The organism is uncultured Campylobacter sp. (genome assembly GCF_938030815.1).
In the GTDB taxonomy this organism is placed as follows: domain Bacteria; phylum Campylobacterota; class Campylobacteria; order Campylobacterales; family Campylobacteraceae; genus Campylobacter_B.
In genome coordinates this window covers 1-6890 of the sequence record NZ_CALHII010000260.1, presented here as the reverse complement: position 1 = coordinate 6890, position 6890 = coordinate 1, and the positions used below count along the sequence as shown (strand labels likewise).

Below are 6890 nucleotides of genomic sequence, written 5' to 3'. Positions count from 1 at the left end.
GGATAAAAAAGAATCCGAAAAGATCGTCGTTTACGATCTAGGCGGCGGTACATTCGACGTAACCGTGCTAGAAACCGGCGATAGCGTTGTAGAAGTTTTAGCTACCGGCGGTAATGCATTTTTGGGCGGCGATGATTTCGATAACAAACTGATCGACTTTTTAACCTCGGAATTTCAATCTGAAACAGGCATCGACTTGCGCGGCGATGTCATGGCTATGCAACGCCTAAAAGAGGCTGCGGAAAACGCCAAAAAAGAGCTAAGCAGCGCGATGGAAACGACGGTAAATTTACCTTTCATCACCGCAGATGCTACAGGTCCAAAGCACCTGATGAAAACCATCACCAGGGCCAAATTTGAAAGCATGATCGATTCTTTGGTAGATGAGACCATAAGCACTCTCAAAAAGGTCGTAAGCGATGCAGGGCTAAGCATGAACGATATAAAAGAGGTCGTCATGGTTGGCGGCTCGACGCGCGTGCCACTCGTGCAAGAGGAGGTCAAAAAGGCTTTCGGCAAGGAGCTAAATAAGAGCGTAAACCCTGATGAAGTCGTAGCAATCGGCGCTGCAATCCAAGGCGCGGTCATCAAAGGCGACGTAAAAGATGTGCTACTACTCGACGTGACTCCGCTAAGCCTCGGCATCGAAACCCTGGGTGGCGTGATGACCAAGATCATCGATAAGGGAACTACGATACCTACGAAAAAATCTCAAACCTTCTCAACTGCAGAGGATAACCAAAGCGCCGTTACGATCAACGTCTTGCAGGGCGAGCGCGAGTTTGCGAAAGACAACAAATCGCTAGGAAATTTCAATTTAGAGGGCATCATGCCAGCTCCTCGCGGCGTGCCGCAGATCGAGGTAGAATTTAACATCGACGCGAACGGAATTTTAACCGTTTCAGCAAAAGACAAGGCTACCGGCAAAGCAACCGACATCCGCATCACCGGCTCAAGCGGCTTAAGCGATGCCGAAATCGATAAGATGGTGAAGGATGCCGAGCTTCATAAAGAGGAAGACAACAAGCGCAAAGAGACCGTCGAAGCGCGCAACCAAGCCGACAGCATCGCACATCAAACCGAAAAGAGCCTAAGCGAGATGGGCGAGAAGGTGCCGGGCGATCTACGCGCTAAGATCGAGGGCGCGCTAAATGATCTAAAAGCCGTGCTAAAGGATGAAAACGCGAGCAAGGAAGCGATAAACTCTAAAGTAGAAGCCCTAAGCAAGGTCGCCGAGGATCTATACAAGGCTGCCAGCGCAAATCAAGGTGCGCAAGGCGGATCGCAAAGCAGCGGTGCAAACGGCGGTAAAAAAGACGACGATGTCATCGACGCCGAAGTCGAATAACACCATCGCAAAGTAAAATTTTATAACCGCGCGCTCGGTAGTTTTGCCTGCGCTTGAAAAGTAATTTTACCGGCGCGCGGCAGAAGCAACCCCATAAACCGCACATAAAATTTCATAGCTTCACACGCTCGGGCGTTTTTCATACGCCCGAGCCTAACCGTAACTTCAAATTAAATTCCCAACAAACTAAAATTTTGAGTCACACATAAATACTACTAAATTTTGCGCTGTATAAATATCGCTAGACATTAGAGCATATATCCAAATGCGATCGAAATTTCTCCGCACCGATCCCAAATATAGCTGAAATTTTAAGCCTATTACATACAAACGAAGCTGCGATAAATTTAAACGTATGGCTAGAAAGTAAAAAATGTATCGTAAAAAGACGCGGTAAAAAGCGCCGGTTAAATTTTAGAAGCAAAATAGCTAAATTTAAAGGCGCGCAGATTGATTTATGAAAAAGCAAAAGCCCAAAGGCGATGCTTTGCCTTTGGGCTTTAAATTTAGCTTTATTTAGCTAGAGCTAATTCTTGCGAGTATTCGCATCAGGGGTGAAAAGCGGCTTATTTAGCAGCTTGAAATCGCCTACGAACTTCTGCCCCTTCTCGCTAGTGATCCATTTGATGAAGCGCTGCGCGTTTTCGTAGTCGGCTTTTGGGCAGTGCTTCGGATTGACCGCGATTACGGAGTAAAAATTCTTCAGATCGTTATCGCCTTCGTTGATGATAACCATATCGGGATTACCCTTTTTATTGTCCTCGTATTTGATGTAGGTGCCGCGATCGGTGAAGGTCACGCCCTTTTGCTCGGCGGCTGCGTTGATCGTGGCGATCATGCCTTGACCGGTTTGGTTATACCACGCCTCGTTTTCAGGCACGGCGCCCTCAACCTTTTTCCAAATTCCTTTCTCTTTGTTATCGGTGCCAGATTTGTCTCCGCGAGAGAAAAATTTAATCTTCTCCGCCTTGATCAGCTCAAACGAGCCTTTAAGGTCCTTGCCTTTAAATTTAGGCGCGATCGATTTATCGGCGATGAGGATAAAATCATTATACATAACGGGCGTGCGGTCAACGCCGAAGCCTTTTTCTACGAATTCTTTCTCGACTTTCGGCGAATGCACGAAAAGTATGTCCGCATCGCAGTTCTCGCCAAGCTTTAGAGCAGCGCCCGTGCCTACCGCCGTCCATTTGATATCGACGCCGGTCTCCGCCTTATACGCAGGATAGATAGCGTCTAGCAAGCCCGTATTATCGGTGCTCGTTGTAGTTGCCATCACCAAATCGTTATCAGCGGCAAAAAGGCTCGCACTAAGAGCGAGCGAAACAAAAAATATTTTTTTCATGTTATCTCCTTTAAAAAATATGCTATTATAGCATATAAATTTGCCAGAATAGAACATTTAGGACACAATCTTGGACTTTATTTTAGAAGGAATTTTAAGCGCATTCGGGCTGCTTCTTAGCGGCGATGCGGAGACCTTTTCGGCGATTAAAGCGACGCTTTATACTTCGAGCATCTCGATACTTTTTGCGATTATAATCGGCTTCCCGATAGGATTTATCCTCGGATTTTACGAATTTCGCGCTCGCAGAACACTTAGACTTTTAAGCGACGTAGCGCTTGCAATGCCCACAGTGGCGATAGGACTGATTCTTTACGCTTTCATATCCAGAAACGGCCCTTTGGGCGAGCTGGGGCTGCTTTTTACGCTCAAAGCCGTGATGCTCGGGCAGTTTGTGCTGGCACTTCCCATCATCGTCTCGCTAAGCGCCAGCGTCATCGAAAATATGGATAAGAAGCACTATCTAAACATTATGAACTACCGCCTAAGTCCGCTAAATTTAATCCTTTGCGTGCTTTACGAGCTGCGCTACGCCCTGCTGGTCGTCATCGCCACCGCTTACGGGCGGATCGTCGCGGAGGTAGGCGTAGCGATGATGATCGGCGGCAATATCAAATATTTCACCCGCACGATCACCACGGCGATCTCGCTTGAAACCAACAAGGGCGAGTTTGCGATGGGTATAGCGCTCGCGCTGGTGCTGATTTTAATAGCGTTTGCAGTAAATTTAGCCATCCACGCGCTAAAAAGGCTTGACCAATGAGTGCAGATAAGCTAACGCATCCGAGCAAAGATTTCACGGACAAAAACCGGGCGGAGCGGGAGCGCGAAAATTTTATAAGCGAAAATTCCACAGACGTAAATTCCGCCCCCGAGAATTCTACGAGCGTAAATTCCATGTGCATAAATTTCGCCGCCAAGAATTTTGCGAGCAAAAATTTCACTACTGGAAATTCTACGAGTGTAAATTCTGCGACTGAGAATTCCATTAGCGTAAATTCTGCTGGTAAAAATTCCAAAAGCGAGAATTTCGCGAGTGAGAATTCTGCGAGTGAGAATTCTGCAAATGAGAATTCCGCCGCCACGCGATCTGTGCCTAATAGCGAGCTGATCTCGGTGCGAAATTTAGTGCTGCGCTACGGACGGAGCGAAATTTTAAATATCCCTAGCCTCGATCTAAATACGAGCGGCATCACGGCGCTTTTGGGCTCCAACGGTAGCGGCAAATCTACGCTGCTGCGGATTTTGGCCTTTTTGCAACGCCCGAGTGGCGGCAGCGTGGAGCTTTGGGGGCAGCGGGCGCCATCTTTGCAGACGCTGCGGCAGATCTGCTTGCTGCTACCCGAGCCCGTGCTTTTAAAACGCAGCGTGGAGCAAAATTTTAAATTTGCGCTCAAAAGTCGCGGCGCGCTTGCGGAATTTGACGAGCGAGTGGATGAAGCGCTCGGCCTAACGGGGCTTGATAGAAGTTTTTTATCAAAGAAGCATTTCGAGCTTAGCTCGGGGCAGACGCAGCGCATCGCGTTTGCGCTCGCTCTGGCGCAGCGCGCGAAGCTCTATCTGCTCGACGAGCCGACCAACAGCCTCGATCTTGCCGCTTCCAAGCTCTTTGCGCGCGCGATTTTATTTATGCGGAGTCACTACGGCTGCGGCTTTATCATCGCCAGCCACGATGAGAAATGGCTCAGCGCGATCGCGCAAAGAAGCGTATTTCTGCATCGCGGCAAGATATGCAAGTTCGAATACAAAAATATCTTTGACGTGCAAAACGGAGCTTTAAAATTTTCGGATGAAATTTCGCTGCGCCTTGAAGAGGGGCTCGCACGCGCCCGCAAAATCGCGATAAATCCGAGTAAAATTTTATTATCACAACGCCCGTTTGAGCGCTGCTTTGCGGGGATTTTGCACTCGGTTTCGCTTCAGTACGGCTCCTCGCTGCTCATCAAGATCAAGGCGGGCGACGTGTTGCTAAAATGCGTCACGGCGCAGGATGAGCGGCGCTGGAGCGCGGGCGAGAGGGTCTATTTCGGATTTGAAAGCGGCGCGTTTTTGGGACTGGAGTAATTCTGCGCGAAGTGCGGATAAGCTTAATTTTGTTTTTAGAATTTTATTCGCGCGGCACCAATAAATTTCATTTCTGCCTCAAATTTTCACTGCGAACCATCTAGCGCGGCGTGCCCGGCGAAACAGAGCGCGAAAATTTGCGTCTTGAAATTTTGAAATTTACAAGCATGGCTTTACTTAGCGGCGCAGCGTGAAATTTTAAAATTCCATTGCTAAGAAATTTGAGAGCTTAGCCGCGAATACAGCTAACGGGATTTTGAAATTCCACAATTTCTAGGCGCGGAATTTCAAATTCTAAATTTTAACTCTGCGGAATTTGCTCGTAAATTTACGAGCAAAATTATGTATTACTTCACAGAACGTGCCGTTGATTTAGCCTACAGTGCAAAGGCGGAACGATAGTAAGAATTCTGCGGCGCAAAACCAGCGTAAAATTCCAAAGAGACGGCGCGGAATTTCGATAATTTTTAAAAACGGCGCGGGATCTTATAAAATTTCACGAGCTCAAAAAAGCGGCAGAGCTTTAGCCTCACGCCGCTTAAATTTTCCCGCCGAACATCTCATACATCGCCTTTTCCTCGCCCCAAAGCTCGCGGTGCTTTTTGATGCAGGATTTTATCGCGCCAACTAAATAGCGCACGTCTTGCTCGGTGTGCGTGTAGTGCAGGCTCACGCGCACGAAGCCAGGCTTACTTTCTGGCATGCGCCCCTCCTTGATACCCAGCAGATCGTGAGCGTACGGCCCCGCGCACATCACGCCCGCGCGCGTCTGGATACCGAAGTCGTTGCTAAGGCTCGCGGCAAAATCATACGCCGAGACGCCGCGCACGTTAAACGAAATTATCGGCAGCCGCGGCGCGCCCTTTGGAGCGTAATTTATGATCTCGTCAATGCCTGCTAGCTCGCTCTCAAAAAGCCGCGCGAGCTCGTCCTCGATGCTTTTTATTTGCTCGAAGCCCACCTCGTTTCGCAGCGCGTAGGCCAAATTTGCCCGCATGAGCCCGATGATAGGTGGCGTACCGCCTTCCTCTAGCTGCTCGGGATTTTTCAAAAACACGTGCCCTTCGCGGCTAGCGTAGGCGACCGTCCCGCCCGCGGCAAATGTCGGCACATCACTATTAAGCAGCTCTTTTTTGATCGCTAAAAGCCCGCAGCTAGCAGGCCCTCCTAGCAACTTATGCGGCGAGAGGAAAATCGCGTCGAAGTAATCGCAGTCTAAATTTGCGTGCGAGCTCAGCGCCGCGCAGTCAAAGGCCACGATACCGCCCGCGGCCCTGATTAGCTCGCTGATCTTTTTGTAGTCGCTGACGACGCCCGTGACGTTTGAGGCGGCGCTAAACGAGCCGATGATACGGCGTCCGGCATTTAGCTTCATAATACGCTCGAGTGCGAGCAGATCGATCTCGCCTGATTCACTAAGCGGCACGCGCAGGTAGTCGCAAAGCCCCTCGCGAAAGCTAAGTTCATTTGAATGGTGCTCGTATGGCGAAACGAGCACGAGCGGAAGCTGCACAGCGCGCAAATTTGCCTCGCCGATCGCGCTTCTAGTCGCAGGCGGCAGGTAGATGCCTAGCAGCTCCTGAAATTTCTTGATCGCGGCCGTCGCGCCCTGTCCGCAGGCGATGAGATAAAACCGCTCGTCAAGACCCAGCAGCTTTTTTAGGCTCTCGCGCGCGCCCTCGTAGCGACGCTGCGTGATGATGGCGCTAAAGCTACTGTCGGAGTGGGTGTTGGCGTAGGTTTTTAAAATTTCGCCTATCTCGCGCTCTACGGGCTCGTAAGCAAGCCCCGAAGCCGCGAAGTCAAAATAGTGCACGCCCGGTTTTAGGATGATATTTTTTCGAATTTCGTCTAAGCTTAGCATTTGCGGCCTTTAAAATTTAAGTGATTAATTATAGTGAAATTTGGATTAATTTAAGGCTTTCGTGGAGAATTTTAACGCCTCAGCCCGCGCTCGTAAAATAACGCGGCGCAGCGGAGAAATCTAACTGCAAAACCATTAGAATGGATTTTGCGTAATAAACGTAATAAAATTTGGCGAGCAAATTTAACGAGCTGACGTCTGCTGATATAAAATTTAAAGTAGTAAAATTTTACAAAATGAAATTTTACTACTACAACTTTTATTACGAT

5 protein-coding genes are annotated in these 6890 nt (G+C 48.9%); 3 read left to right on the top strand and 2 right to left on the bottom strand.

Annotated elements, in window-relative coordinates:
* Nucleotides 1-1348, top strand: a 1348-nt coding sequence (gene dnaK / locus Q0277_RS09730) for a molecular chaperone DnaK (RefSeq protein ID WP_297997604.1), incomplete at its 5' end; no start/stop codon positions are given.
* Nucleotides 1349-1874: 526 nt separating this feature from the next.
* Here the strand turns inward: dnaK and tupA are convergent.
* Complete coding sequence (tupA, locus tag Q0277_RS09725; protein WP_291937738.1) at nucleotides 1875-2693, bottom strand: tungstate ABC transporter substrate-binding protein TupA; 819 nt, start codon at nucleotides 2691-2693, stop codon at nucleotides 1875-1877.
* 70 nt (nucleotides 2694-2763) lie between these two features.
* Here tupA and tupB point away from each other — a divergent pair, with 70 nt between their 5' ends.
* Both tupB and tupC read left to right on the top strand, forming a co-directional pair.
* Nucleotides 2764-3456 (top strand): tungstate ABC transporter permease TupB, encoded by a 693-nt coding sequence (gene tupB, locus Q0277_RS09720; RefSeq protein WP_297997602.1) that lies wholly within the window; start codon nucleotides 2764-2766, stop codon nucleotides 3454-3456.
* Nucleotides 3453-4757 (top strand): tungstate ABC transporter ATP-binding protein TupC, encoded by a 1305-nt coding sequence (tupC, locus tag Q0277_RS09715; RefSeq protein ID WP_297997600.1) that lies wholly within the window; start codon nucleotides 3453-3455, stop codon nucleotides 4755-4757. The genes tupB and tupC overlap by 4 nt, the downstream gene beginning before the upstream one ends.
* Before the next feature lie 538 nt (nucleotides 4758-5295).
* On the opposite strand, the gene Q0277_RS09710 is transcribed toward tupC, so the two are convergent.
* Nucleotides 5296-6621 (bottom strand): aminotransferase class V-fold PLP-dependent enzyme, encoded by a 1326-nt coding sequence (locus Q0277_RS09710; RefSeq protein WP_297997598.1) that lies wholly within the window; start codon nucleotides 6619-6621, stop codon nucleotides 5296-5298.
* Between the last annotated feature and the right edge of the window lie 269 nt (nucleotides 6622-6890).